Source organism: Paenarthrobacter sp. YJN-D (genome assembly GCF_015040335.1).
Classification (GTDB): Bacteria; Actinomycetota; Actinomycetes; order Actinomycetales; family Micrococcaceae; genus Arthrobacter; species Arthrobacter nicotinovorans.
Window position 1 is genome coordinate 1 of record NZ_CP053552.1, and the last position, 25,671, is coordinate 25,671.

Sequence of the window (25,671 nt, forward strand, 5' to 3'; positions counted from 1 at the left end):
AGCGTCACCAACCTCATGAGACGCAACACTTAGATCAAACGCATTCACGGAGTTCAGATACGGCGCGCCTGCCAGTAGACCGAGTGCGAAATCTGGCCGCGAATTCGATCGCCCGCTTCCAGTCATCTCCGGTCACCAGATTGCCGACGGACTCGGCCAGCTTCTGCTGCAGCGCGTCGAGCTTCTCCTCGCTTGAAGCGACGCCTCGGGGCTGAGGTCTCATCGGAGAACTCCTGTCTCTCAGACGACAGGTGTGTCCCCGACACCACGGGTTCGCGGAGCGACCCGGTGCGGGATGGACTCGTGAGCGTGCCGGTGCGGGATCGGCTTCTGGTCACGCTCCGCGCAACGATCCCTGAGACGACGAACTTCTCGCGGCGGAATGCGAACGTTCGGTGGACGGACCTCAGCGCAAGGCGCAGCCGGCTTCGACGCCCAACCGGCGGATGACGGCGGCGGCCGGGCAGAACCCTGTGACGCTGGCTTGAAGCAGGTTGAGGCCGACAAACGCGGTGAGCAGCAACCACCAGGTGGAGACGAAGACAGCGAGCGCGACGCTTGCAACGGTCATGGTTCCGGCGAGGCCGAGGACGGCGCGGTCGAGGTTCATCAGGGGTCCTGTCAGTGGAGTTTGCGGGCGGAGGTGGTGGGGGCGCGCCGGGGGGGAGTGCGCGCTCCCACCAGTTCAGGGGGTCAGCGGCCGAAGAGCTTCGAGAGGAAGCCGCCGCCGGAACCGGCGGCTGCTTTCTCGGCCGGTGTGTGCTGGCCGTCGCACCAGTCCTTGGCGGGGACGCCTGCCTTGACCTGGCTGACGTGCTGGCCGCAGCCGGCCCAGGTGGTCTTGCCGCAGGTCTTGCATCGAGTTGGTCGGCACATGAGGTGCTCCGTTCTGAGGGTGTGTGTGCGGGATGTGAGGAGTCGATAGAGGCTCAGCCGTGCGAGAACGTGATTTTCGGCAGCACCCGGGTGAGCCAGCGGGGGGTCCACCAGGCGGCCTTCCTAGTGAGGCGGAGCATCACGGGCAGCAGGACGAGGCGGACGAGGAACGCGTCGAGGAGCACGGCAACGCCGAGGACGATGCCCATCTCCTTCGGTGGCAGCGGGCCGGAGAGCGCGAAGGTGAAGAACACGGCGACCATGACGGCGCCGGCGGCGAAGATGACGCGCCCGGAGTGGGCGAGCGAGCCGACCATGGCTTCCTTGGGGTCGCCGGACTTCTCGTAGTGCTCCTTGGCGGAGGCGAGGAGGAAGACGGTGTAGTCCATCGCGATGGCGAAGATCATCGCGAAGAAGAACACCGGCGCCCATGCGTCGAGGAACCCTTGGGACTCGAACCCGAGGAAGTCGGCGCCGATGCCTTCTTGGAACACGAGGCGGGCGACGCCGAACGCTGCAGCGGTCGACAGCAGGCTGGCGAGCGTGCCGAGCAGCGAGATGAGCGGCGCCTGCAGGGCGATGAGGAGCAGCAGGAACCCGAGGGCGAGGACGACGCCGATGACGAGCGGGGTGGAGTCGTCGAGCTGGGTCTTGAGGTCGAGGTTCTCGACCGCGGCGCCACCCACGAGGGCGGAGCCGGGGCAAGCAGCAGCAGAGGTGCCATGACCATGGCGAGAATCAGGACTCGCGCTATGCACGATCGCATGGCGGGCGCTCGAGATTCTGGCTGGAGGCGACACGCCACGAACCGCTCGGGTCCGCCTCAAAGTTGTAGTTGGAGACCAGGTAGCGAATCCACCCGGTGTCGGGTCGTTCATCGCTGACAACCGACGTGCCATTGCTGTCGAGGATGTCGACGCCCCCGACGTCGTAGCAAACGTCGACCTGGACCGTGGGTACCCGACCGCCTTCGGGATCAGAGTTGTCCAGTACGACTCCCTCAACCGTGAGCTCGGCGATCTTCGTGTCGCCGGTCTGGTGCTGGCCTTGTTCGCGCTCTCGGGCGAACAAGGTCCGTTGAGCGGAGAGCTCCCCGCCGATGGCGACGCTGCGGAGCTTGGTGAGCTTCACCGCCGGGTCCGTGCGGAGCTCGTCGCGAACGGCATAGAAGGACCGCACCAGTGCCGACGCGTCGGCAGCGGCTGCCTCGCTGGTGGTCGTAGGCGTCGTCGCCGAGGTCGCCGGCGGTGAGACAGGGTCGGCTGTGCTCGGCGGGTCACTTGCGGGTGGGGCCGGCTCGTCGTCGGCGCAGGCAGTCACTGCGGCCAGCAGGAGTGCTGCAGTCGCGAGTGCGTGGGCTCCCCGTGAGATCGTCATCGCCGAGTTCCTGACTTCCCTCGCGAGGGCGCCCCGAGAAGGAACTGGCGGAGAACTTTGTGACTTCCGGATTGAACTCCGTCAGGACCAATTGACGCACTGACTACTCGTCCCACGCAACTGTCTCCCATGATTTTCTTCCTCGCTCCTGACTGATCTGCTCGCTGCCCTCCAGGTGCGATCGCCGGTCCACGTCCGCCCGTCCTCGCCCTGCACGTCGTCCTTCTCGACATACACCGTTTGCAGAACGAGGTGGGCTCTGTGGGCCTGCGGCCTGTGGACAAACGGCCGGTCGGCTGTCCTGTGGAACAGATTCCGCACCTGCACGCCGAGGAGGTGAGCGTGGGTGACGGTCTCGATGCGCGTGATGTCGTCGGGCAGGGGCTATGACTACCTGCTCAAGAGCGTGGTCCGCGGGGATGGCGACATGGGCGGAACGACCGCGCTCACGAGGTACTACACCCAGGAGGGCACGCCACCCGGCCGATGGATCGGCTCGGGGCTCCACGCACTCGGCAACGGTGCGATCAAACGAGGGGATGAGGTGATGCCAGAGCAGCTCGCACTGCTGCTCGGCACAGGTCGGGATCCGGTGACCGGCGAACCGCTGGGGCGGGCGTTTCCGGAATACGACGGGGTGAGGGCTCGGGTCGCGGCTCGGGTATCCAAGTTGCCTGGCGACCTCAGCGACGAACAGCGGCTCGAGGCGGCGGCCTCGATCGCGCACGAGGAGGTGGAGACCGGCACTCGACGTGCCGTCGCGGGCTTCGACTTCACATTCAGCGTTCCCAAGTCGGTCTCAGTACTCTGGGGCGTCGCGGACACGGGAACCCAGGCATGTATCCGCGAGGCTCACCACCAGGCGCTCGGCGAAACGGTCGCCTTCCTGGAGCGCGAGGTCGCCACGACCCGTCGCGGTGTCGATGCTGGCGACGGCGCCGTGGCGCAAGCTGACATCGTCGGGATCGTCGCAACGGCGTACGACCATTGGGACTCCCGGCTCGGTGACCCGCAGCTCCACACGCACGTCGTCATCTCCAACAAGGTCAAGACCGCGGAGGACGGGCGCTGGCGCAGCCTGGACGGACGACCGCTCCATGCAGCTGTCGTCGCCATGTCTGCGCACTACAACGCGGTACTCGCTGACCGCATGACCCGCACCTTCGGTATCGAGTGGGAGCAGCGCGACAGAGGCAACAACCACAACACGGCGTGGGAGCTGGAGCCCGTCCCGGAATCGCTCATCCGGGAGTTTTCCAGTCGCTCCCGAATGATCGATCAAGAGACCAACCGCCTGATCGAGGAGTACGTCGCCCGCCACGGGCGCCGCCCCTCCACGACACGGATCATCGAGCTGCGAGCGAAAGCGACGCTAACCACGCGCCCTGAGAAGGTCATCCGGTCGCTCTTCGACCTCACAACCGAATGGCGGGAACGGGTCCAGACGATCCTCGGGGCGGAGGCCGTCGATTGGGCACGCAGAAGCACAGCGGGTCCGGTCGCCCGCCCCACCCTTCGGGCCGACGACATCTCGCTCCATGTCGTCGCCCAGGTAGGGGTCTCGGTTGTCGGAGCAGTGAGTGAGAAGCGTTCGACGTGGCGGCACTGGAATCTCTGGGCCGAGGCATCGCGGCAGACGATGGGGTGGCGCTTCGCGAGTGTGAAGGACCGCGAGGCCGTGGTCGGCTTGGTCGTCGATGCTGCGAAACAGGAGTCGCTGTCTCTGACTCCGCCCGAGCTGGCCACCAGCCCCGAGGTCTTCCGGCGAGAGGACGGCAGCACGGTGTTTCGGCCACGGCACTCGGTGGTCTTTACGTCTGAGGAGTTGCTCGCCGCCGAGGACCGGTTGCTGGCCCACTCGACCGACCTCACCGCCCCGTCGGTCGGCCTGCATGTCGTCGAGCGCGTGGGACGCAAGCAACACCTGTTGAGCGCTGAGCAGGTCGACACGCTAGCGCGGATTGCTGTGTCCGGGCGGCAGATCGATTGTCTCGTCGGTCCTGCCGGTGCAGGCAAGACCACCGCCATGCACGCCCTGAAGACAGCTTGGACGACGGTGCACGGAAAGGACAGCGTTGTCGGCCTCGCACCTAGCGCTATCGCGGCTCAAGTGCTCGCCGAAGACCTCGGCATCCGGTGCGAGAACACCGCCAAGTGGCTCCACGACTACGACCGCGGACGGGCGCAGGTCCGGAAGGGGCACCTCGTGATCATCGACGAAGCCACGCTGGCCGGCACCTTGGCTCTCGACCGACTGGTCGCCCTCACAGCCGAAGCCGGCGCGAAGGTGCTGTTGGTTGGGGACTGGGCGCAACTCCAGTCAGTCGAGGCAGGAGGCGCGTTCACACTCCTGGCCTCCGCCCGCCCCGACACCCCCGAGCTCACCGAGGTCCACCGCTTCACCAACGAGTGGGAAAAAGCCGCCTCGCTCGACCTGCGCTTGGGCCGCACCGAGGTCATCGGCACGTACGTCCAACACGACCGGGTCCGCGAGGGCACAACCGACGCGATGATGGACGCCGCCTACCTCGCCTGGAGCGATGACATACGGGCCGGTCGCACCGCGATCCTCGTGGCAGATGCGACCGAGACGGTGAAGGACCTCAACACACGAGCCCGCGCCGACCGCATCGCCGGGGGCGATCCAGCAGGAAGCACCGAGGCCAATCTTGGTGACGGTACGCGTGCGTCAATGGGTGATCTTGTCATCACCCGCAGCAACGACCGTCGTCTCTCGACCGTGTATGGCGGATGGGTCCACAACGGAGACCGCTGGCGCGTCACAAATGTGGGCGGTGACGGCTCGATGACCGTTCTGCGTCTCGGCGCGGTCTCGGGCTCAACCGTGACCCTGCCAGCGGCGTACGTCGCCAAGCACGTCGACCTAGGGTACGCCGTGACGGCCCACCGCGCCCAGGGCCTCACCGTCGACACCTCGCACGTCGTCGTCTCATGCACGGCCACCCGCGAGAGCCTGTACGTCTCCATGACACGGGGCAGGGAGGCGAACATCGCGTACGTCGCTCTGGACAAGCCCGATGAGGGCCACGCCCCGCCAGAGCCTGAGGAGGTCAACGCACGCACCGTGTTGTACGGCGTGCTCAAACACTCCGGGGCGGAACCGTCCGCCCACCGGATGATCGTTGAGGAGCAGGAACAGTGGTCATCCATCGCGCAACTCGCGGCGGAGTACGAGACCATCGCTGCCGTTGCCCAGCGGGACCGCTGGATCAGCCTGGTAAAGGCCTGCGGGTTGACCGACGAGCAGATCGACTCGGTGACCGGATCCGACTCGTTCGGTCCGCTCACTGCCGAGCTGCGACGTGCCGAAGCGAATGGACACGACGTCGACCGACTCCTGCCGGCGCTCGTCGCACGCCGATCGCTCGAAGATGCTGACGACGCGGGAGCCGTGCTGATCAGCCGACTCAAGAAGGCAGCGCGGCCCAAACGTGGGAGGCGTCGCGCAGAACCTAGCCACATCGCCGGGTTGATCCCCGTGGCCGAGGGCCCGATGTGTCCCGAGATGATGACCGCACTCACCGAGCGACAGTCACTTATGGAGTCGCGGGCGAAGGCATTGACCGCCAACGCGGTAGAGGCCAAGGAGCCCTGGCTCAAACGCCTGGGCACGCCACCTACAACGGACGCAGCCCGTAGCCGCTGGCTCAACGAGGTCAGCGCTGTGGCTGCCTTCCGCGACCGATACCGAGTGGACGGGCGACGCGCTCTCGGAGCGCCGCGAACCGCCGCGCAGAAACTCGACGCCGTCCGGGCACGAAAGGCGATACGCCGAGCTCGGGCAATAGCCGATCAGAAGGATGCACTTTCTAACGAGGGCAGAAGAAGCATGGACCTGTACCGACAACCCATCGTCTGAGCGGCGTCTCTACGACCCCCGTCGGGGACTTCTCCACAGCGCAAGGCACGCGACAGCCGCGTGGTCGAACTTGCGGCGTATGAAGGGATGAACGCTCTCAAAGGGGGTCCTTATGTTCAGCCTGCGCTGGAACCTGAGCGCCGAGCTCTGCGGCTACCTACGTTTCTACATGCCTACCAACCGCGCGGTGGACCGGATGCGCGGCCCGCTGGGGCTCGAGTGGGCGATGCCGGTCTGCCTGATCGCGACGCTGTCCTACCTGTTGGCGCTGAGTATCTGCGCCACCCTCGTCGAAAGGGGTGGCCCGGCCTACCTGCTGGTAATGCTGTGCGCCTGGAACGGAATCAAGTTTGCCACCGCGGGTGTCTTGATTCCCGTTCGGTGGTTGACCCTGAAATTAAGCAGTTTCTCGGTATCGGCCCGGCGGGGGTGCCTGATGGACAGGTTGACCGAGCTGCGGACGGCCATCGCCCACAACGCGGTGGCTGGGGGCAGCGCATACGGCCGGGCAGCGGCAGAGGTGGTCGCTCTCAGCCTGGAGGGGCAGCCGGATGAGGAGGTCGCCGTAGTGGTCTCCCGGACCACCGAGTGGCTGATCAGCACCAAGCCCTCGATTACCAGCATGCGCACGGTCGCCTTCGCTGCGCTCGAGGCTAGCCTTTCGTCGGAGGACCCCCGCGGGGCAGTCCTGGCTCGGATGCGTACCTTCATCGCAGACTCCGAGCGAGCCATAGCCTCGATCGCGGACCACGCCGCCTCGATGATTAAGCCTGGCGACAAGGTGTTGTACGACTCCTACAGCGGATCCCTCGTGCAGTTGTTTCTCCGAGCGGTGGAGACCACGCCCGGTCTGACGGTGATGCTGACTGAGTCGCGTCCTTACAGGAGTCACAACTGTCGGATAGGCCGAGCAGGTGGCCCCTGCTCGGTAACCCACGAACATGTGTGAGTAAGGCCCCGGCCCGCAACCACTCAGCGAGTCTGAGCGGTCACCCCATACGGTCTAGACCGCGATGAGAAAGCAGAAATGTTTCGATTTGACAAGGCGGACTGAGGGACCGGGTGCAACAGTGTTCGCGACGTGCAGGTCAGGCCGTCCGACCCAGCGGGAGACCAGTGCCACGCGGTGTGACTCGACCGACGAGGAGCGGCGCCGGGGAGCCTGCAGAGAGTGCACCGTGCACTGTGGTGGTGGAGATCATGTGCGTTGAAACCACAGACGAGGAAGCTGCGGAGACCTAGCGTAGAGCCATCGACGGACGATCGTCAGTTGAGTCGTAACGCCACCCAAGGGGAAGTCATGTCAGATCAGTTGTGGTCAAAGAGTGCTACCGAGCTTGCCGGATTGGTTCGCTCCAAAGTCGTCTCAGCGACCGAGGTCGTAGAAGCACATCTTCAGCGGATCGAGGACGTGAATCCGGAGCTCAACGCCATTGCCGTCGTGCTGGCGGATGATGCCCGGCAGTCTGCCCGCATCGCTGATGAGAAGACTCGAACGGAGCCAGACCAGCTGGGCAGACTTCATGGCGTCCCGATCACCCTCAAGGTGAATATTGACCTCGTCGGTTCGGCGACCTCGGACGCCGTACCCGCTTTCAAAGACTTCTACCCGCCTATGAACACGCCTCTAGTGGATCGACTCTTGGGGGAAGGCGCCATAGTTGTCGGTCGAACGAACATGTCGGACATGGGCATGCGCATGACGACCGACAGCACGCTGCATGGACTCACGAGAAACCCATGGCATCCGGGGCGCACGGCTGGCGGATCGTCAGGCGGCGAGGGCGCCGCCCTCGCATCTGGCATGTCGGCGCTGGGAGTCGGGAATGATCTCGTTGGTTCTCTGCGGAATCCTGCGCATTGCTGCGGCATCTCGACTCTGAAGCCCACCCCCGGCCGTATTCCGTGGGCGGACTCAATCCTGCCGCCTGACGGCCCGCTCTCCTTCCAAATGATGTTGGTGCACGGCCCCATGGCGCGTCAGGTGGCGGACGTTCGGCTGGGCATGGAGATCATGAGCGGTGCTCACCCACGCGACCCCTACTCGGTTGACGTTCCGCTGTACCGCGCCGATTCCAACCAGCCGTTCAAAGTCGCCGTCATGGCGGCGCCTCCTGGAGCACCAACAGACCCAGAGGTGTCCTCTGTGGTTCGCAAGGCAGGGGAGGCGGTGGCCGCGGCTGGCTACGAAGTCGACGAGATCGATGCTCCCGAGTATTTAGAGACGAGGCAGATTTGGCTCGACTTCCTGATGACCGAAGTCAATGTTCTTCAGGATCACATAACCGAAGCGATGGGCCCTGCGGGACGCCAGTTCCTGCGCGGCTTCCTCGACCACGCGGGCCCGCTTGACCTTCCCGGGTACATCGACCTGTTTGTGCGGCGTCGTCGGATGAGCAGGGTCTGGAACGACTTTTTCCAAGAGTACCCGGTGATTATCGCGCCCACGTGGCTTGATGTCGCGTTCGAGCACGACTGGGACTTGAAGTCGGTTGCGGACACTGTGGATAACTGTGGGCCGGTCGTGCCTGCCAACGTTCTAGGTCTTCCGGCGGCTGTGACCTTCGGGGGCCTCGCAAAGGGTATGCCTGTTGGTGTCCAATGCATCGCTGCGGCCTTCCACGACGATCAAGCGATGCAAGTCGCTGAGGTCATCGAGGCCGCTGTGGGAGCAACCCGCCCCGTCTCGCCGTTCATCAACGCTGGTTAGACCGACGATCGGCTCCGCCGCAGCCGTCACGCGATGCCCGAGCTTGCCATGTCTTTCCGCAAGCGGCTCGGGCCGCCTGTACTCGGTAAGGCCATTAGAAGTCTACGGATTGCGTGTGGGAGACCGCCGCTCTGGGATGAGTGTGTGGTGTGCCCACGATCGCGCGTGTAGCGGGCCACGGGAGATCCATCTGACTCGCACGGCGGACATTTCGGGCCTCAGGCCACTTGGTTGTTAAGAAAGGACGGCCCGTGACATTCGTCATCACCGGCGGTTGCTGCAACGACAGTTCCTGCATCCCCGTCTGCCCGGTGCAGTGCATCCGTCCAAGACCCGGAGACCCGGACTTCACGACGGCCGAGCAGCTCTACATCGACCCGGCGACGTGTATCGATTGCGGCGCTTGCATGGACGAGTGCCCCGTCGACGCGATCCACGGGGAGTGGGACCTGCCCAACCAGCTGGGTGATCACCTAGCCATCAACGCCGAGTACTTCGCTGACAATCCGATCGAGGCCTCGCCGCCGCCAGACCGACACCGGCGGGCGCTGCCGGCGGGATCGGAGGTGCGAGTCGCCGTGGTCGGCACAGGACCAGCCGGGTCCTACGCGGCGGCTGAGCTTTGCGAGATCGAAGGAGTTCAGGTCTCGGTCTTCGACCGCCTGCCCACACCGTTCGGCCTGGTCCGCGCCGGTGTGGCACCGGACCACGACAGCACGAAGCTGATTACCCAGCGCTTCGCCTCGGTGTTCCGCCGCGCCAATGTTCACTGTTATCTCAACGTCGAGATTGGCAAGGACCTCACGGTCGAGGAGCTGCTCGACTCGCACCACGCCGTCATCTGGGCAGCGGGCGCCTCGGACGACCGCAGGCTCGGGGTCGAGGGGGAGGACCTCGACGGCTGCGTGCCTGCACGCGAGTTCGTCGCTTGGTACAACGGTCATCCGGACCATGCTCAAGAGCAGTTCGACTTCAACGGCGAGACAGCCGTCGTCATCGGCAACGGCAACGTCGCGCTGGACGTTGCGCGTGTTCTCACCCTGCCGAGCACCGCGCTGGCCAGGACCGATATCGCTGATCACGCTTTGCGTGCGTTGGGCGGCAGCAACGTCGGCCGGGTCGTGGTCGCCGGTCGTCGGGGGCCTCAGCACGCGGCCTACACGGCAGGGGAGCTGGCAGCCCTGGTCCGAACCCCCGGGATCGACGTCGCCGCGGTGCCGGTCGAGCTGAGCTCCGTTGCCTTGCGCACCGACCGAGCTTCCTCGATCCTCGCGAATCTTCCAGAGGCGATGGCGCAGCCGAAGGGGATCCACCTCCGCTTCGGCCTCACTCCCACCGCGATCCGCGGCCAGGACCGGGTTGAGGGGGTCGAGTTCGTGGACGCCGAGGGTCGCACCGAGTTCGTGAGCGCCGCCCTGGTGATCAAGGCCATCGGGTACCGCGGACGTCCGGTGCCAGGGCTGCCCTTCGACGCCACGAGCGGCACGATCTCGAACGTAGCCGGCCGCGTGGTCGACCCCGCTACTGGCGAGACCCGGCTCGGTCTCTATTGCTCCGGATGGATCAAGCGCGGTGCCACGGGTGTGATCGGGACGAACAAGCACGACTCGGCGGAGACGGTCGAGGCCTTGCTGCACGACTACGAGGCTGGGCGGTTGGAGACGCCGTCGATGAGTCGGGAGGATTGGGATTCTGCACTGCGCACAAGGGTCTCAGACATCGTCGACGAGAAGTCGTGGCATCGCATCGACCAGGCTGAGCGCGCAGCTGGCAAGGACGAGGGCCGGCCACGCCGCAAGATCGTCTCGGTGGATGACCTGCTCAACGCCTCGCGTGCCTGATCACTGTTCCGCGGACGTCCGGCGTGTGTGCGGCGTGAGCGTGGTGCCTTGAGCAGTGCCTACCACTCGCCAGGCGGCCTCCCGCGCAGAGTCAGCCAGCGCCGTGTAGTGCACGCCATGCGAACGCGGGCCGACAGCGGAGGCGACAGCCAGAACGGTCACCGAGGTGACCCGGCCGTCGGGAACGCCCAGATCGAGACGGTCGTACCCCGGAAAGCACCCCTGGGTGCCGCTGACCTTGGTCGCGAGGTCGCGGCGGACTTGGTCGAAGGCGCGCAGGATCGCGGCCGGGTTGATGGAGTCGGACGGTCCAGTATCCTCGCTCAGGACAATGCGACGCCAAACCGCGGTCTCCCTCATCGGTGCGACGAGGTCGTCATGGCGGTTGGGCATGGTGCTCCGTCGTCGGAGGAGGTCGGGAAAGTGGTCGCTCACGGGTAGTCCTCGCAGTCGGTGGGCCTCTGCGACCCGCTGAACCGCCAGGCATGTCGCCGCCGTACGAAGCGACACGCCACGTGAGGTCGCCTCGGCGAGCACGTCTTGCCAAGGCGGTGTGCAACCTCTCGGCGAGACGCGACTCGACCGCCGCTGGCACCAGCAGGTCCACCTCGAGCGCCAGCAGGCCAACGTTGGTCAGGGCGTCCGATCCGGGAAAACACTCGACGCTGCCCGTCCGGTCGACGTGCGCCTCGAGCGACGTGATGTCGAGGCCATCGGCGCAGAAAGCGGCGCCGAACTGGTCGCTGACCGCACGTACGCAGGCACCGGCCTCTCGGAGGAGGCGGGCCGCGCCACGGCCGACATTGCCAAAACCCTGTACCGCCGCGGACGCGCCGCCGTGGTCGAACCCCACGTGGTCCAAGGCCATCAGGGCCACGTTGACGACGCCGCGGGCCGTCGCGTTCGCCCGGCCGTGGGACCCGCCCAGCGCGACCGGCTTTCCGGTGGCGGCGCCGAGGACCGTATGGCCGCTGGCGACGGCGAAGGTGTCCATCATCCAGGCCATCGTCTGCTCGTTGGTCCCGATGTCGGGCGCCGGTATGTCCTTGTTGGGTCCGAGCAGCGGCATCAGCTCGGCCGTGTAGCGACGGGTGATCCGCTCGAGCTCAGGGGAGGAGTAGAGGCGCGGATCTACTCGTACCCCGCCCTTGGCTCCGCCATAGGGCACCTCGAGCAGGGCGCATTTCCATGTCATCAACATGGCGAGCGCCCGCACCTCGTCAAGGTCGACGTGGGGGCTGTAGCGCAGACCGCCCTTCGCAGGCCCGCGCGAGAGGTTGTGCTGCACCCGGTGACCGGTCAGCACCTGGATGGTTCCGTCGTCTCGCCGGAAGGGGATGCTCACGGTGACTTCGCGACGCGCTACGGCGAGCATGCTGTACATGCCGTTGTCGAAGCTGAGGATCTCAACCGCGCGAGCTAACTGCGTGCGGGCATCGTCCAAAGGGCCGGAGTCGGCGGTAGCGGGTTTCGCCTGACCAGGGGCGTCGAGCAGCGCCACCGAGGAATGGTCGTCAGGCATCGTATCTCCGTCGTCTGCGTGTCAGTTACTGATCGTGGCTGAAGGCCTCGCGTCCAGTGTCGATTGCCGTAGGCCCTCGAGGCACTTACGCAGTGTCCGATTGCGGGGCGACGACCGACGCGCCGTTGGCCTGGCGTGCCGCCGCCGACGGGTTGTCTCACGATGAGGTCGGAACGGACAGTTCGTCTGTGGGCTGAAGCGATCGCGTGACCCATGGTGGGACGGCGGCTGACCGAGTCGCCATGATCCGAGGGCGAGGGACCGAATCGATGAGCGTCACCAGTGAACGAGCCGACCAGACCGAGACCGAGTCCGAGGCAGAGCGCGCCTACCGGCTCGACCGTAAGCACGTCTTTCACTCCTGGTCGGCACAGGATGCCCTCGACCCGATGGTGATCACGCGAGCGGAGGGGTCGTTTGTGTGGGATGGGGATGGGAAACGGTACGTCGACTTCTCGAGCCAGCTGGTCAATACCAACGTGGGTCATCAGCACCCAAAGGTCGTGGCCGCCATCCAGGCACAGGCCGGCACTTTGTGCACGATCGCCCCTCCGTACGCCAATGACGTGAGAAGCGAGGCCGCGCGGTTGATTGCGGAGGTGACGCCGGGCGACCTGGACAAGGTTTTCTTCACGAACGGTGGCGCCGACGCCAACGAACACGCTGTGCGTATGGCACGTCTGGTCACCGGCCGTCCCAAGGTCATGACGACCTACCGCTCGTATCACGGCGGCACGACGACTGCTGTCAACATGACAGGTGATCCCCGCCGCTGGCCGAATGATGTGGGTTCAGCCGGTGTCGTGCACTTCTGGGGTCCATTCCTCTACCGATCGGCCTTCCACTCGACGACGGAGGCCCAGGAGTGCGAACGTGCGCTGGAGCACCTCGAGCGGACGGTGTCCTTCGAGGGGCCCGACACGATCGCGGCGATCGTGCTTGAGGGCATCCCTGGCACTGCAGGTGTGATGATCCCTCCGCCGGGATATCTCCAGGGCGTACGCGAGATCTGCGACCGGTTCGGGATCGTCCTGATCTTGGACGAGGTCATGACCGGGTTCGGTCGCTCAGGCGAATGGTTCGCCTCGGCCGCGGCGGGGATCGTTCCGGACCTCATCACCTTCGCGAAGGGCGTAAACTCGGGCTACGTCCCGATGGGCGGCGTTGCCATCAACAGCGAGATCGCCGCGTATTTCGGCAATCGCACCTACCCGGGTGGGTTGACCTACTCAGGCCACCCACTGGCGGCCGCCTCCGCGGTCGCGACGATCAACGCGATGCGCGATGAAGGCATGGTCGACAACGCCCGGCGGCTCGGCAAAGAGATCATCGGACCCTGGCTTCGCGAGATCGCCAAGCGTCACCACAGCGTCGGTGAGGTGCGAGGTGCCGGGGTGATGTGGGCCATCGAGCTCGTCAGAGACCGTGACACGCGAGAGCCGCTGGCGCCGTACGGTGGGTCCAGCCCGGCGATGGTCGAGGTGGCCGGTTATCTCAAAAGGCCGGGGAATTGCATCCGATGCAGGATTCAGGGGGTGGAGACCCGAGCGATGCCGCGTAGTCACGGGGACCCGCGTCGTCGGGCACGAGCCCGGGATGAAGCGGCTCGGAGCTTAGAGCGAGGTCTGCCGCCGGTGTGCATCCTGCATCTGATGCATGATAGTGTCATCGGGTGTCGATGCGGGATGTGGATGGTTCGGCGGAGGGGCGGTCGCAGCGCGCGCCGGGTGACCCTGCCGCCCGGTTGCTGATGCCTGGGGTGGCGCTGTTCGCCGCGGAGGAGACGGTGTTGACGGCAATGCTGGAGGGCTGGGAGTTGCAGCAGCGGTCGCGGATGTTGTCTGGATTGACGATCGAGCGGCGGTTGCTCACGGTTCGCCGGTTCGTCTCGTTCACGAACGATTACCCGTGGCGCTGGACGCCGGGCGATGTCGAGGCGTGGACGGCGGAGATGGTCTCGGCGGGTTTGGCGCATTCGACGGTGCGGAATTACCAGATGGCGGTCGCGCTGTTCTGCGGGTATCTGTCCGATGCTCGCTACCAGTGGCACGAGGTGTGCGAACGACACTTCGGGGACGTGCCGGTTCAAATATTCCACGAGTGGAACACCGTCATCCACCGTACCGACTATGAGGGGCGGCCAGGGAACCGGCCGCTGTCGCGTGATGAGCTACAGGCGTTCTTTGACTACTGCGATCAGCGGGTTGGCCAGGTGCGGGCGCGGGGCCGGAAGGGATGGTTGGCGACGTTCCGCGATGCGGCGCTGTTCAAGACGATCTACGCCTGGGGGCTACGGCGCCGCGAAGCGGCGAAGCTGGAGATTGTCGACTGGTCGGCGAATGCCGCGGCTCCCGAGTTCGGCCGGTACGGGGCGCTGGCTGTTCGCTATGGGAAGGCGATGCGGGGCAGCCCGCCGCGCCGTCGCACCGTGTTGACGACCATGGGCTGGGCGGCGGAGGCCCTCGCTGAGTGGGTAGAGGAGGTGCGGCCGCTCTACGACGCCACGGGCACCGCGTTGTGGCCGACCGAGCGCCGTGCCGTCGTCGGCACCGACGCGATCTCGCGGCGGTTCTCCGAGTATCGAGACGCGATCGGACTGGACCGCAATCTCGGCCCTCACTGCCTGCGCCACTCGTTCGCGACGCATCTGCTCGAGGACGGCTTCGACCACCTGTTCGTGCAACAGCAGCTCGGGCACTCCTGGGGATCGACGACCGCGATCTACACCAGCGTCGGGGCCGACTACAAGAACCGAGCCCTGCGGCAAGCTCTTGACCGCGCTTTCCATCCCGAGACCTTGAACCGCGACTAGAGGAGCGACACGATGGCACGCACCCCCCAGCGCCGTCTGGGATACCGATGGCACCTGCGCCGGCTGATGGCTGAGCAGGAGATGTTCGCCACCACGATGCTCGTCCCGTTGCTTGCCGAGCGTGGTGTCCAACTCTCCGAGGCGCAGGTATACCGGCTAGTCACCGGCACCCCGGAACGGTTGAGCCTGCGCACTCTGACCGCGCTCTGCGACATCCTCAGTTGCACCCCGAACGACCTGATCGAGCCCGTCGCCGAGACTGCTGCCGCGAAAGCGACCGGCACCGGCGGGAAACCCGCGCGGGTCTCCGCGAAGGTCACCGCCCGCACTCCGCGGCGAGCGGAGGTCTCACACGCCAAGTGACCGAACAGATCTGTCAGCTCTGCGACCGCACCGCCATGAAGGGACGTGGGCTGTGCTGGAGTTGCGGCAAGGGCATCGGACGAGACCGAGGCAACTGCGCCAGATGCGGGAAGCCCAACCGGCTGCTCGACCATGACGATTGTTGTCGTTGGTGTCGTGAGCTGGCGCGGAAGCGCTGCCAGGACTGCGGACCGTGCGACGTTCCTCTCGTCGGCGTTGACGGGTCCAGGGTCTGCAACGCCTGCGCACTGCGTCGGGACCTCGACCGTGTGCTTGCCGGGGATGGTGTCCTGGCCCCGCTGCGCGAGTCGATCCTTGCCGCGGAGCCCCTCACGACGCGCCGCTGGCTGGCCCGTACCCGCGAGCTGCTGCAGGACCTCGACACCGGCCGTATTCCGCTCAGCCACGACACGCTCGACCAGTTCCCGCAACGTCGAGCAGCAGAACACCTGCGCGCTCTGCTGGTCGCCACCAGGCTCCTCGCGCCCGACCCGCACCGGAGCTTGCGCCGCCTCGAGACCCGCGTTCCGGACCTGCTCACCTCACTCGATCTCGAACACCGGCGGATCACGACGCGGTGGGTGAACTGGAAGGTCCTGCCCAGGGTACGGGCCCAGCACGAGCAACGGCGGGTCGACACCAGCGCACGAAACGCCACCCGCCAGATCGAGCAGGTCGTCGCCTTTCTCACCACCCTGCAAGAAGCTGGACGACACCTGGGCGAGACGACCCAGCACGATATCGACTCGTGGTTCGCCGGCCACGGAGCAATCCGGCACGTCGTTCGACCGTTCCTGTCCTGGGCCAGGCAGAGCCGCCAACTGCCACAACAGGTCGAGCTCCCGCGCGCCTACGTCGGACAACCCGTCGCCCCGATGGACTCCGAACAACGTTGGCAGATCGCACGCCGGCTGGTCACCGAGGATTCTCTTGATCCCGCGGACCGGATTGCTGCCGCGCTCATCGTGCTCTACGCGCAACCCTTGAACCGCGTCGTCGCGCTCACGATCGACGATGTCACGATCACGCAGACCGGCACGAGCCTGACGCTCGGCACCGATGCACTCGAACTACCTGAGCCGTTCGCGACCGTGATCCGCAGCCTCCCAGTCCGCCGCCGCCACGGCACAGCCGAGAACCTCCCAACCCGATGGCTGTTCCCTGGCAGCCACGCCGGAAAGCACATCACCGCGAACGCCCTCGCAAGCCGACTGCGTAGATCCCTGGGCATCCGGCCACGGCAACTGCGCCTGGCCGCCTCCGAACAACTCACCCGAGAGATCCCACCCGCGATGCTCTCCGGCGTCCTTGGCCTCCATCCACAAACCATCGTCCGCCTCAGCGCGAAAGCCAGCGGCTCCTGGGCGAACTATGCCGCCGACCCGTTGTCGACGTAAGCCGAAGCAAACACGACCCAGTCGCGGAGTCGGTGGATCCAGAGCAAGCGGACCGCGGATCGTGTCGAGCTGCGACCCATCGGCATGGTACTGGCCGACGAACGACGCGAGCTGCTCGAAGGGGTTCGGCGACCGGCGCGGCGACCAACGCGAGAGCTCCCCGAGCCCGCGGAGCGACCGACCACGCGCGTACTCAGCCGTGACGAACTCACGCAACCGAGCGCGCTGCTCAGTGTCCTGGGACAGCGACCTCCCTTTGAGTGGACAGAAGACTCCCCTGTGGGGGCAGCTGGTCTCCGTGTCCGGCGGATAGGTGATCCTTCTTGGCGTCGGTTCAAGGCGATCACCCCGCCTCCGGCGGTGGCCACGGCGAGTGGTTACCCACATCGTCCCGGAGCTCTTCGCTCACTCCCGGCGTTCGCAACCTCCCGAAGAAGAACACCACCTAGTCATCGCTCTTCGCAGAGGCTGGCGACGTGCGTTGGAAGCTCTTCCACTATGTACTGAGCGATGAGCTCGGTATCCGGCGTGCTCGCCCGGCCGCTGATCACGAAGCCACACTCCCCTGAGAAGTCGATGCCAGTGAGCGAGAGCTCCTCCAGATTGTCGGGCTGGGCTACCCGCAGCTCGAAGGCGTCGGGTCCGTTCACGACATCGCCTGAGTCGCCCGAGAACCACGCCTGTGCGTCCGTTGTGTCGAACCTGAGCGCGAAGCCGTTTCCTTCACTGTCCAGGGCCGTGACGCCGATGATGTCGCCGTCGGTCAGTACGCTCTCGGTTGTCAGCCCTACCGGGGAGCCAAGGTTCTCGAAGGCGGCCGCATCTGCGTCCGGAACGGGCTCGAATCCAACGGGTGTCTCCGGTGTGTCGCCGGGGGCGCCCATGCCGACGAGCGTGTCTAGGAGGTCGAACGAGGTCGCGTCGACAATGATCCATTCTTCGGGCCAACTCGGGTCGATCGGAACTCGCGGAAGGTCGCTTGCGGCGACGACCGTGATGCGGCCGGTGGTCAGATCCCGGTCGTAGCCCTCCACGACGGTGTCGACCCAGCCTGCGATGAGGATCGTGTCGGGGTTCTCCAGTTGGCGGGGATCGTCGAAGCTGGTTTCGGTGGCGGTCATGTTCCACCAGCCCTCGCCCGGGACCATCGTGAACGCTTGCGGCGAGGAGAGGTCTGCGAAGCCGTTGGGAGGGGTGACTTGAGCGCTCGGAGCTTCCGTTTCCGGATCGCCCGATTCGCTTGCACTGTCCGAAGGAGAGTCGGCAGGCGGCATGGGTGATGTGAAGAGCACGTTCCCTGCCACCAGAACTCCTGCGACGACTAGGAGAGTCGAGGCGAGCGCGGCTCCGAGGATCAGCCCGCTTCGCCTTCGCTGAAGAGCTCTAGCGCGTCGACGCACTGGATCAGTCGTAGTCATCTGTGCGGTGGGGAGGTCCGCCCGAAGCCATAGTTCCTGCAGTTCATTCTCCAGATCGTGTGTCACTGTCCAATCCTTTCGTGACTGTTCCAGCGTTCCTGCATGCGTTTGAGGGCGCGGTGGGCAGCAACCTTGACAGCGCTCTCGCTGATTCCCAGTTCCTGAGCGGTGTCCGCCACGCTGAGTCCCAGCAAGTAGCGGAGCGCGACGATACTTCGTTGCTTCTGAGATAGCGGCCTCAGCATCTCGGCGAGCACCAGCCGGGCCTCGACGTCGTCGCTGACGTGTCCCTGGGGACGATCAGGAACCGCGTCGACGAGTTCTTCGTGCCGTCGTCGCCGCCACATGTCGACGCGTAGGTTCATGAGCACACGACGCGCGTACCGCATGTGGTCCGCACCTGTGATCCGGTTCCAGTGAAGCAGCATCCGGGCTAGCGTCTCCTGCACCAGGTCCTCGCTGTCCGACCAATCGAGCGTCCGCGCCCACGCCAACCGTGCTAGATCAGGCGTCGCCGCGCGTGCGAACTCCTCGAAGTCGAGCTCCGAACTCTCACTCACAGATCAGTACTCCTTCAGTGGTTGCACGGTCTGCGTGGCCGAGGGTCGGCGGCCTGCCTACGTGGGTCTTTGAAGGTGTAGACGCGGCGAACCCCCCGGCGGTTACATCAGAACGACATCGCCCAATCTCTCGCTTGAGACCGGCAGGCCCAGCCCGGCTACACGTCAATGCTTGAAGGCACACACCCGGGTGCCTCACGACCTACTGTGACTGGCCCCTGAGGTCGGGTCCACACGGCGCGCCGACCCAGCCAGCCGTACGTACCCCGATAGGCGCGGGACCCACCGCTGGTTCACGCGCAATCGCTCTGGGTGCCTGACGAGCAGAACCTGGGTCTGGCTCCCGTCCAGTTGGTCCGAGTGCATGCCAGCTGGGGATCGCCGCGGCCCGGCGCGGTCGTCAGCAGGCAGCCGGCTCGTCCAAACGAGAGCCTCACCGAACCACGACAAGCCGCGCAGCGGGCTTGCCTTCGCGTCCGGGGCGGTTACTCCGAGGACCGTGGGGTGTCGTCCGGCGCGTTGGTGGTTGTGAGCGACAAACTCTGGAAGATGCTGCGCGTACGCATTGCCAACGACGATGCGCTAATTTCTTATGCCTGAAGCCACTGTTCTACACCGGGCAGGTTCCGGTACAACTGAGAATCTTGATCTTGCTAACGTAGACCTGGTAGTTGCCGAACGAGTAGCACTGCTGCTTCGTCGAGACTGGACCACGGACAGTTGACCAACGGGGTGTATACGCGCCGCCCCACCAGTACACGTTTCCGCGCGTGTTCCACGGGCACACCGCAGTGGGAGGGTTGTCAGAGCGAAGGCTGGGCGAGATCGTGTGCGTACCGACACCCGAGCGGCAGAGAGCGTACCAGTTGTCATCGAAGGCCTGGGTATAGGCGAATCTGTAAGACCCAGCGCCACAGTAGTAGGTAGTGCCGGAGGCGATCTCGATCAGATCGAGGGCCTCCTCCAGTTCGCTCATCTGCTCCGGAGTGAGCGGATCGACTTCGCGATCTCCCGCGCTCGACGCGCCGAACGCGGTTCCAGCGGTTCCTGTGGCACTGAGGTCTGCAGCACCCACCAACTCGACGTCCTCAGAGTCGATGAGTGTCCATCCAACGGCTCCGCCGCTGTCGGCGAGCGACTCCACGGCAGCAACCATGTCCGAGGCAAGCGAGTCCACGACCGGGTCCGTCACAGCGAGAACGTACGCAGGATCGTCGAGCAACTGGCTGGACAAGTCATCCGCAGGACTGCCCGGTGGAGCCTCTCCCGGCGGCATCAATGCCTCAGTCGATGCGTTCGCGATGCCCGCGATCGCACCAGTCGCAATCGTAACGACTGACGCTGAAACGACCAGTCTCTGCCACACGGTACGCCCCCTTCGGCTAGAACTAGGGACATAGTGGCCTCGCTCACGGTGCGCCGTCAAGGGGACGACGATCCTCAGAAGTAGTGCCCGTGTAGCGACGGTCGTGCCTCATAAGTGAGTGCACGTCTGGCCGGGACGCTGGAGGGCATGGATCGTGAGTTGTCGATGGCGACACGGACAGAGATCACGGCGAAGTACGCCAGGGCGTATCGGGGCTCTTCGAGGTCGGATCGGTCGCGTCTGCTGGACGAGGTTGTGGCGGTGACCGGCTGGTCGCGTGACAACGCCAGGCGGCGGCTGGCGCAGGCGCTCGGTCCGCGTCCGGTGCGGACCAGGGCGGGTCGTCCACGTAAGTACTCGGCGCAGGCGCTGGCTGTGCTGGAGCGGGTGTGGGCGATCAGCGGCGGTAGCTGCGGCAAGTACCTGGCACCGGCGATGGAACCGCTGCTCGATGCACTGCAGCGGCATGGCGAGCTCGTGGAAGGCAAGCGCGGTTATGACGCGCAGGTGCGGGTCGAGCTGCTGGCGATGAGCCCGGCCACGATCGACCGGTATCTCGCCGCCGCGAAGGCCGGTGGGGCGTTGAAGGGGATCAGCGCGACCAAGTCCGGAACGCTGCTGCGCAACTCGATCACGGTCCGCAAGGCCGGTGACGAGGTCGAGGCCGAGCCCGGGTTCTTCGAGGTCGACACGGTCGCGCACTGCGGGCCGACGTTGAAGGGCGAGTTCGCCCGCACCGTGAACCTGACTGACGTGCTCACCGGGTGGGTGTTCACCATCGCGATCCGGAACAACGCCCGCGTCCACATGCTCGGCGCGCTGGAGCGTGCCGTGAGCACGATCCCGTTCGAGGTCGCCGGCATGGACTGCGATAACGGATCCGAGTTCATCAACCACGACGTGATCGGCTGGGCCGCCGGGCGTGAGGTCTACTTCACTCGCTCCCGGCCCTACCGCAAGAACGACCAAGCCACCATCGAGTCCAAGAACAACCACTTGGTGCGCCGCTACGCCTTCCACTGGCGTTACGACACGCCCGAGGCGCTGGCGCTGCTGAACCAGCTCTGGCCGCTGGTCAACGACCGGTTGAACTACTTCACCCCGACGAAGAAGCCGATCGGATGGGCCAGCACCGCCACCGGGAAACGGCGCCGGATCTACGACCAGCCACGCACCCCGCTAGACCGGCTGCTGGCCGCTGAGACGATTTCAGCTGCACAAGCTGCCCAGTTGCGTGCTCGCCGCGCCGCGATCAATCCCGCCGAGCTCGCCCGCGACATCCAACGCCTCCAGGACAAGCTCACGGGCCTAGCCAAACGGCCCACCGAGGACCTCGCCGACAGCCTCGTCAAACCGCTCCCCGACACCAGGCGCGGCGTCCACACCCGCCGCACAGCATGACCCACCACGCGGGCCTCTACTTATGAGGCACGACACCGCCCACGCGGGCACTTGACATTGAGGCACTGCGGGGGAGACGTGGGCAAGCATCGCGTTGGACCGCCCGCGTCTGAGGCGACCGACTGTTCAATACTCATTGATCATCGTGGAGTGCGACTTCATCCCAGCCCTCGCGACAGCGGAGTGCGAACGCGGCCGACCTGACTTGCGCGATCGCACGTCTAGGGCAGGGGCGAGTAGATTGCCCCGGTTGCGAAGATCGTGACCAAGCCAGCAGCGACAATCACACCAGTCGCTACCGGCGCGACAGTACGATGCCATCCGGCCTTGCGGCGCAGTGCGAGAGTGCCGATCACTACCGGCGCCAATGCTACGAACAGCAGCAGCACCCCTAACACGGCGACGCTGGGCGCTGTGATCTCGTCGAAGAAGTCCACCACCGCGATCGGGCGCCAGATAGTCATCGACGCCATCAGCAACGCCATTGAGGGGATGAGCGCGAGTAGCCCTGACACGAGGCAGCACGCAGCCAACCCCAAGCCGGCCAGCCAGCGGACGCTCAGGCCCGTGTCCGCGGTCGGAACTGAGCTGCTGGAAGTCACGGCAGCATCATCTCACCCCTACCGTAGGCCGGCGTTGTATCCCTCGAAGATGTCGTAGAAACCGACCACGGCGCGCGCGTACCGCTCCGCCTCCGAGCCGGAGCCGTTGTACCTGCGGATGATGTCGAAGATCTCCGTCGACGTGTAGTTGGTCCGCGGCGGACCGCTGACACCGACATCATCGGCCCCCCACATCAGAACCTGGGGCACGGCCGAGAGGTTGTACTCCACGTCGTCGGCAAGGCTGCTCCACACCTGCCACATGTCCGTCGGGCTGTCGGTGTTCAGCGCGTCGCCGGAGGTGAGGAAGTTGTTCGCGAGCGCCCAGTTGTGGGCCGCGATCGCTGTGGCAGCGAAGATCTGTGCGAAGCCAGTGCTGGAGTCCTCGGTGACAGGGATCGGTGCGACGGGAGGCGGGCCGATGGGGTTCTGCTGCCAGATCTCCAGCTCCTCCAGGTACTGGTACCAGTTCCGCACAGCAGTGTCGGAAGCCGTGTCGGCGATGTTGCGCCGCCAGTACTCCCACGCTGCGACGGCCTGGATGAGCGCCTTGCGGATGCCCCACGCACGTGCCAGCGAAGTCACGAGTGCGTCGTTGTACAGGATCGCGGTGACGGTGGCCGGGATACCTCCGTAGGTGGGCAGGATCGGTGGGTCGTACTCGGTGAGCGAGTCCACGTAGTCCTGCAAGTCCGACTCCAGTGCGGAGGTCAGGGTCGGGTCCCAGCCGACGTCGAGCGCTGCGGCGCCCGTAGGGGCCGTGACCGAAGACTGCCCGGCGTCGCGGCCAGAGTAGATGTTGTTGTCGATCTCGATGCTGGAAGCACCAGACCCGACCGTCACGGTGGAGATCTGGTCGAAGGCCCAATTCTCCGGCAGCAGGTAGCCGAGGTTCCCGCTGTACCCGGTGCTCATGCCGGCGACGAAACTGAACTCAGCCAGGCCCTCCTCGGACACCCGGCGGCACACGTTTCGTGTTCCGTAGACCCCGATGCGGTACCTGTCTCCGAGGTGGTGCATCATGCTGGCGATGCCGCGGAAGTGAGGTAGGACACGATTGGCGATGTCGTCGTCGGTGGCGTCGAAGTCGACCGCGAAGTAGATCGTGGTCGCACGCCCGAAGCCGTACCCGGCGGCTGCGTCAACCGCTAGGCGGGCGTCGATGGCGCCCTGCGGCTCTGAGAAGTACAAGGCGCTGGCCGCTGTGGTCTGGTAGATCGGGAAGATCCGCAGCCCGGCCGCGAAGATGTCGGTCAGCTCGCCCGCCTGGATCTTCTTGTTCAGAGCGCCGGCGCCGGAGACATTGGTCAGATAGCGGCCTACGACCTCGCGGCCCTGGGCCGTGAGTGCCCCTGCGCGGGCGGCCGTGACCTGGGTGATGGTGTCGGCTGCCTCGCCGACCCGGTCAGGGTCTCCGTTGGAGACCAGCAGGGAGGACCAGGTCTGGTAGTTGCTCTCACCGGTGACCGGCAGAAGGCAGAAGGTCTGGAAAGCTAAGACCTTCGTCGAGTCGGCGGCGCTAAACGTGCCGTTGAAGTCGGCGTCGTAGGAATTGAAGCGCAAGGCGGCCTGGAACAGGCGGACCAACTTCGAGGCCCCGGAGTCGGCGGATCCGACAGCGACGGTCGGCGCACTGGCGACCGCGGCGCGGGTGCCGGGTCCGTAGTTGCCGTTCGCGCCGGCCACCGCGAGTTGCTCCTGGATGGCATAGACGAGCGCCTTCTGCACGTCACGGGAGTAGCTGCCGTCGGCGGGGATGATCGAGAACCAGGATCGGGACAGGTAGGTGGCGTTCATCCACTGCTGGACCTGCCGAATCGCTGAGGTCCCGGAGCCGACGAGCACGTAGGCGTCCATGTTGAGGATGGCCTTGAACAGTTTCGAGGTGACCGTCCCGGTCTGCGCGACTCCGATGTTCGACTGGATCGCTCTGACTCCTGTCTCGGTCTGGGTGGACCAGCTTCCGGGTAGGGCTCCGTCGCCGCCGTTGTAGCCCTTGGCGTACAGACCCCCGATCAGCAGGTTGTAGATCTGCGCGATCTTCGGGTGCGCGGTCGAGGGTCCGATCGCTCCGATGGCGTCCAGGGCGGCGACCGTGCTTGGGCCGAAGGTGTCCGAGAGGGCGGTGATGCCCAGCTCGTGCTGGAGCGCGCGCGTCAGCGCCCGCATCGTCGGCCAGCCGGTGCGGCCGGTCACCTCGATCGGGTTCCACCCTGTGACGCCCGTGTAGGTGTCATTGAGGTAGTCCTGTACGTTCTCCACCCACGGATCGGACATCTCGCTCCTCACAGTCACAGGACGCGGCCGTCGGCGGTCCCCATCGCCGGGAGCGTACGTCGGGTGCCGCGCATAGCCAGATCGGCAGACTACCAGTGAGGCTGCGGCCTCCGGCGGCGTCGATCCGTTCCCTCCCTTGGTGTGGAGGCGGCCTAGCGCAGCGAGCCGCCACCCGGGGCTTAGATGTTCTGACTCATGACGTTGGTGACGCCGGTTCGCAGTCGTGACGCCGGGGGTCGGTCACCGGCGGCAGTGTGTGCCCGATGGTAGTTGTAGTGGATGTTCCAGGCGCTGATGGCGGCGGTGCGTTCGGCTTCGCTGTTCCAGGCGTGGGCGTAGAGGAGCTCTTCGGCCAGGATGCGCTGGTAGCGCTCGACTTTGCCGTTGTGCCGCGGTGTGTAGGGGCGGGTGCGCTGATGCCGGGAGGCGTGCGCGAGCACGGTCCGGGTGAAGTCCGCTGCGCGGTAGTTGGAGCCGTTGTCGGTGATCACCCGCACGATCCGGGTGATGCCGTGGGCGGCGAAGAAGGCTCGGGCTCGGTGGAAGAAGCCGATCGTGGTCGTGGCGGTCTCGTTGGGCAGCGCCTCGGTGTAGGCCAGGCGGGAGTAGCCGTCGATGATCGAGTGCAGGTAGACGTACCCGGCCCGGGCGCCGGCCTTCTTGGCGGCCCTGGACTTCTTGTGCTGGGCGCTGCCGTGGCCGTGGGCGCGCCAGCCGCCACCGTCGGGGATGCGGCCGACCTTCTTGACGTCCAGGTGCACCATGTGGCCGGCGAACCGTGCGGTGATCGTGCCCACCACCCGGTTGCTGTGCCCCTCAGGGTCCAGATCCTTGCGCCGGTTGATGCCCAACCTGCGCAGCCACCGGCCCACGGTCGCGACCGAGCAGCGGTGGCCGCGGCCGTTCAGCTCCCGAGCGATCTGCCGGGCGGTCCACTTGTGTTCTCGGCGCCAGGTCTCGATCAGGTCCACCACCGCCGGCGCCAGCTGGGTCGGGCGGGCAAACGGCGCGCTGGAGCGATCGATCAAGCCGTCTTCGCCGTCGGCGTCGTAGCGGGCTTTCCACTTCGACAAACAGGCCCGCGAGATCCCTGCCTCGGCGGCCACGTGAGCGATCGGGCGGATCTGGCAGCGCTGGATCAGGCGAAGCCGGCCAGCAGGGGTCAATGGAGCGTTAGCGTGACTCATCGAGGGGTAGGTCCTTCAAGCAGAACGGTCGTAGAGGTACTTCCATCCTGCCGCCGGGGACCTACCCCTCGCTCACACCCCC

19 protein-coding genes and 2 pseudogenes are annotated in these 25,671 nt (G+C 65.8%); 9 read left to right on the top strand and 12 right to left on the bottom strand.

What is annotated here, in order from left to right:
* Window positions 1-406: 406 nt before the first annotated feature.
* The 4 genes and pseudogenes from HMI60_RS20850 to HMI60_RS20865 all read right to left on the bottom strand — a co-directional run bounded on the left by HMI60_RS20850 (window position 407) and on the right by HMI60_RS20865 (window position 2,253).
* Window positions 407-610, bottom strand: a complete 204-nt coding sequence (locus tag HMI60_RS20850) for a DUF2892 domain-containing protein (RefSeq protein WP_193591304.1) — start codon at window positions 608-610, stop codon at window positions 407-409.
* Window positions 611-693: 83 nt separating this feature from the next.
* On the bottom strand, window positions 694-876 hold the full coding sequence (locus tag HMI60_RS20855) for a hypothetical protein (protein ID WP_193591305.1): 183 nt from the start codon (window positions 874-876) through the stop codon (window positions 694-696).
* 53 nt (window positions 877-929) lie between these two features.
* A pseudogene (locus HMI60_RS20860) lies at window positions 930-1,577 on the bottom strand (MMPL family transporter); the annotation flags it as partial.
* A 49-nt stretch (window positions 1,578-1,626) separates the two neighbouring features.
* Window positions 1,627-2,253, bottom strand: coding sequence for a hypothetical protein (locus tag HMI60_RS20865; RefSeq protein ID WP_193591306.1), 627 nt, complete (start codon window positions 2,251-2,253; stop codon window positions 1,627-1,629).
* A gap of 346 nt (window positions 2,254-2,599) precedes the next feature.
* Here HMI60_RS20865 and mobF point away from each other — a divergent pair, with 346 nt between their 5' ends.
* From mobF to HMI60_RS20885, 4 genes are all read left to right on the top strand, one after another.
* Window positions 2,600-6,133, top strand: coding sequence for a MobF family relaxase (gene mobF / locus HMI60_RS20870; protein ID WP_319805284.1), 3,534 nt, complete (start codon window positions 2,600-2,602; stop codon window positions 6,131-6,133).
* 112 nt (window positions 6,134-6,245) lie between these two features.
* On the top strand, window positions 6,246-7,082 hold the full coding sequence (locus tag HMI60_RS20875) for a hypothetical protein (protein WP_193591307.1): 837 nt from the start codon (window positions 6,246-6,248) through the stop codon (window positions 7,080-7,082).
* 351 nt (window positions 7,083-7,433) lie between these two features.
* A complete protein-coding gene (locus HMI60_RS20880) occupies window positions 7,434-8,843 on the top strand; it encodes an amidase (protein ID WP_193591308.1) in 1,410 nt (469 codons plus the stop codon).
* A gap of 251 nt (window positions 8,844-9,094) precedes the next feature.
* Window positions 9,095-10,684, top strand: a complete 1,590-nt coding sequence (locus tag HMI60_RS20885) for an FAD-dependent oxidoreductase (protein ID WP_193591309.1) — start codon at window positions 9,095-9,097, stop codon at window positions 10,682-10,684.
* On the opposite strand, the gene HMI60_RS21130 is transcribed toward HMI60_RS20885, so the two are convergent.
* Complete coding sequence (locus tag HMI60_RS21130; RefSeq protein ID WP_227453752.1) at window positions 10,685-11,077, bottom strand: hypothetical protein; 393 nt, start codon at window positions 11,075-11,077, stop codon at window positions 10,685-10,687.
* A 45-nt stretch (window positions 11,078-11,122) separates the two neighbouring features.
* Window positions 11,123-12,206 (bottom strand): annotated as a pseudogene (locus HMI60_RS20890) (Glu/Leu/Phe/Val dehydrogenase); the annotation flags it as partial.
* Window positions 12,207-12,475: 269 nt separating this feature from the next.
* On the opposite strand from HMI60_RS20890, the gene HMI60_RS20895 reads away from it, so the two are divergent.
* Genes HMI60_RS20895 through HMI60_RS20910 form a run of 4 tightly spaced genes read left to right on the top strand, consistent with a single transcriptional unit; the run spans window position 12,476 to window position 16,778 of the window.
* On the top strand, window positions 12,476-13,957 hold the full coding sequence (locus tag HMI60_RS20895) for an aspartate aminotransferase family protein (protein WP_193591310.1): 1,482 nt from the start codon (window positions 12,476-12,478) through the stop codon (window positions 13,955-13,957).
* On the top strand, window positions 13,957-15,018 hold the full coding sequence (locus HMI60_RS20900) for a tyrosine-type recombinase/integrase (protein WP_170296878.1): 1,062 nt from the start codon (window positions 13,957-13,959) through the stop codon (window positions 15,016-15,018). Before HMI60_RS20895 ends, HMI60_RS20900 begins: the two co-directional genes overlap by 1 nt.
* 12 nt (window positions 15,019-15,030) lie before the next feature.
* Complete coding sequence (locus HMI60_RS20905; RefSeq protein WP_156250920.1) at window positions 15,031-15,381, top strand: helix-turn-helix transcriptional regulator; 351 nt, start codon at window positions 15,031-15,033, stop codon at window positions 15,379-15,381.
* A complete protein-coding gene (locus tag HMI60_RS20910) occupies window positions 15,378-16,778 on the top strand; it encodes a hypothetical protein (RefSeq protein WP_156250919.1) in 1,401 nt (466 codons plus the stop codon). Before HMI60_RS20905 ends, HMI60_RS20910 begins: the two co-directional genes overlap by 4 nt.
* A gap of 449 nt (window positions 16,779-17,227) precedes the next feature.
* Here HMI60_RS20910 and HMI60_RS20915 read toward each other — a convergent pair whose 3' ends face one another.
* From HMI60_RS20915 to HMI60_RS20925, 3 genes are all read right to left on the bottom strand, one after another.
* On the bottom strand, window positions 17,228-18,082 hold the full coding sequence (locus HMI60_RS20915; RefSeq protein WP_156250918.1) for a hypothetical protein: 855 nt from the start codon (window positions 18,080-18,082) through the stop codon (window positions 17,228-17,230).
* Window positions 18,083-18,258: 176 nt separating this feature from the next.
* The gene (locus HMI60_RS20920; RefSeq protein ID WP_156250917.1) at window positions 18,259-18,756 is read right to left on the bottom strand and encodes a SigE family RNA polymerase sigma factor; all 498 of its coding nucleotides are present in this window, start codon (window positions 18,754-18,756) and stop codon (window positions 18,259-18,261) included.
* Window positions 18,757-19,366: 610 nt separating this feature from the next.
* Window positions 19,367-20,122, bottom strand: a complete 756-nt coding sequence (locus tag HMI60_RS20925; RefSeq protein ID WP_193591239.1) for a hypothetical protein — start codon at window positions 20,120-20,122, stop codon at window positions 19,367-19,369.
* Between the two features lie 147 nt (window positions 20,123-20,269).
* Between HMI60_RS20925 and HMI60_RS20930 the strand changes: the two genes are divergently transcribed.
* Entirely contained in the window at window positions 20,270-21,523 is a 1,254-nt protein-coding gene (locus tag HMI60_RS20930; RefSeq protein WP_227453745.1) for a transposase family protein, read from the top strand.
* Between the two features lie 221 nt (window positions 21,524-21,744).
* Here HMI60_RS20930 and HMI60_RS20935 read toward each other — a convergent pair whose 3' ends face one another.
* The 3 genes from HMI60_RS20935 to HMI60_RS20945 form a co-directional block, all read right to left on the bottom strand.
* Window positions 21,745-22,125 (bottom strand): hypothetical protein, encoded by a 381-nt coding sequence (locus HMI60_RS20935; RefSeq protein WP_156250915.1) that lies wholly within the window; start codon window positions 22,123-22,125, stop codon window positions 21,745-21,747.
* 18 nt (window positions 22,126-22,143) lie between these two features.
* Window positions 22,144-24,402, bottom strand: a complete 2,259-nt coding sequence (locus HMI60_RS20940) for a glycoside hydrolase domain-containing protein (protein ID WP_156250914.1) — start codon at window positions 24,400-24,402, stop codon at window positions 22,144-22,146.
* 179 nt (window positions 24,403-24,581) lie between these two features.
* Window positions 24,582-25,589, bottom strand: coding sequence for an IS481 family transposase (locus HMI60_RS20945; RefSeq protein WP_193591238.1), 1,008 nt, complete (start codon window positions 25,587-25,589; stop codon window positions 24,582-24,584).
* Window positions 25,590-25,671 lie beyond the last annotated feature (82 nt).

Excerpts from the sequence above, each read along its gene's own strand:
- HMI60_RS20850 (WP_193591304.1), bottom strand. The coding sequence starts at position 610 with ATGAACCTCGACCGCGCCGTCCTCGGCCTCGCCGGAACCATGACCGTT.
- HMI60_RS20855 (WP_193591305.1), bottom strand. The coding sequence starts at position 876 with ATGTGCCGACCAACTCGATGCAAGACCTGCGGCAAGACCACCTGGGCC.
- HMI60_RS20865 (WP_193591306.1), bottom strand. The coding sequence starts at position 2,253 with ATGACGATCTCACGGGGAGCCCACGCACTCGCGACTGCAGCACTCCTG.
- HMI60_RS20875 (WP_193591307.1), top strand. The coding sequence starts at position 6,246 with ATGTTCAGCCTGCGCTGGAACCTGAGCGCCGAGCTCTGCGGCTACCTA.
- HMI60_RS20880 (WP_193591308.1), top strand. The coding sequence starts at position 7,434 with ATGTCAGATCAGTTGTGGTCAAAGAGTGCTACCGAGCTTGCCGGATTG.
- HMI60_RS21130 (WP_227453752.1), bottom strand. The coding sequence starts at position 11,077 with ATGCCCAACCGCCATGACGACCTCGTCGCACCGATGAGGGAGACCGCG.
- HMI60_RS20895 (WP_193591310.1), top strand. The coding sequence starts at position 12,476 with ATGAGCGTCACCAGTGAACGAGCCGACCAGACCGAGACCGAGTCCGAG.
- HMI60_RS20900 (WP_170296878.1), top strand. The coding sequence starts at position 13,957 with ATGCCTGGGGTGGCGCTGTTCGCCGCGGAGGAGACGGTGTTGACGGCA.
- HMI60_RS20905 (WP_156250920.1), top strand. The coding sequence starts at position 15,031 with ATGGCACGCACCCCCCAGCGCCGTCTGGGATACCGATGGCACCTGCGC.
- HMI60_RS20930 (WP_227453745.1), top strand. The coding sequence starts at position 20,270 with ATGGATCGTGAGTTGTCGATGGCGACACGGACAGAGATCACGGCGAAG.
- HMI60_RS20940 (WP_156250914.1), bottom strand. The coding sequence starts at position 24,402 with ATGTCCGATCCGTGGGTGGAGAACGTACAGGACTACCTCAATGACACC.
- HMI60_RS20945 (WP_193591238.1), bottom strand. The coding sequence starts at position 25,589 with ATGAGTCACGCTAACGCTCCATTGACCCCTGCTGGCCGGCTTCGCCTG.